This is a genomic window from Dietzia sp. NPDC055343 (assembly GCF_053645265.1).
Genome location: NZ_JBSHMJ010000162.1, coordinates 1 through 1,152, shown reverse-complemented (window position 1 = coordinate 1,152; position 1,152 = coordinate 1). Strand labels below are relative to the sequence as shown.

At 71.1% G+C, this 1,152-nt stretch carries 1 protein-coding gene and 1 pseudogene; both read right to left on the bottom strand.

The annotated features are described in order from the left end of the window. Positions 1 to 526: esterase/lipase family protein (locus ACWIE7_RS19365; protein WP_454070360.1), on the bottom strand; the 526-nt coding region annotated here is incomplete at its 3' end. Continuing rightward, positions 526 to 1,152: pseudogene (locus ACWIE7_RS19360) on the bottom strand (diacylglycerol kinase); the annotation flags it as partial. The gene ACWIE7_RS19365 and the pseudogene ACWIE7_RS19360, both read right to left, overlap by 1 nt.

Below are 1,152 nucleotides of genomic sequence, written 5' to 3'. Positions count from 1 at the left end.
GGGCACGCTCGTGCTTGGCCACGAGCCCGGACACGAGCGTGCCCTGGGAGTGGCCCACCAGGTCCACCTGCTCGGCGCCGGTCGCCTCGAGCACGCGGTCGACGAACCGCGCGACCTGCGGCGCCGAGACGGCCCGGATATCGGAGACGGCACCCAGTTCACTCAGCGGCCACGACGCACCGGGCATCGCCCCATAGGTGAGCGTGTAGACGCAGTAGCCCTCGTTGTGCAGGAGCGGGCCGTAGGTGGCCCAGTTGGTGGTGCCGCCGCCGAGCGTGCCGTGGACCAACACCACGGGCCGGGGCTTGTCCGCGCTCGGCGTGCACGACCAGTCGTTGGCGCCGGGCAGCGCGGCGCCGGGCTCGCCCAGCGCCAGTGCCGCGCCGGAGAGGAAGTGGTAGTTGACGGGGATCGGGGCGCGTGTGGACGGGTCGGTTCCCTGCTCGGCCGCCTGCGCGGCTCCCGCCCCGGACAGGGCGACGACGACGGCGGCCACCAACGCCCCGGCCACACGAAGGATCCTCATCAGGCCATTAGGCCACGCCCGGTGATCATCGGTAGGTCCTTTGCGTAGATGAATCCGGGCTCGGCCGCCACCACGGCCTCGATCGAGTTGACGAGCCGCATTGCCGTGATGAGCATTCCGGACACGTTGTGGTCGCCGCCGGAGTCGTGGTGGGTGAACTCGACCCGCATCTCCGGCTCACCGACGATCTCGACGCGGTAGCAGCCGTTGCCGCGGTCGGGCCGCGGCCAGTCGGGCGCCTGGTCGTCCGCGGTGCGGGTGACGTGTTCCAGGACGATGCGGTCTTCGCCGTCGACCTGTCCCACCACCTCGAACCGCATGGCGGCCTGCGTCCCGGCGGGCACCTCACAAGCCACGAGCGACAGGTCGCGGTCGGCGGCGATCCGCTCGTGCCTCTCGACCAGGGGTTCGTCCAGGGTGACCTCGAGCGCGGCCGCGATCTGACGCACGACCGACCCCCACCCGGCGGCGAGCATCCCCGGGCGTAGCAGCGGCGGCAGCGTGTCCATGGACTGACCGAACCCGAACAGGCGCCGCATGGTCTCGCCCTGGTGGTAGACGGAGTAGGCGGCGATCTCCCCTACCCGGATGAGATCGATCCGGCGGGACAGGCTCGTCATGACAAG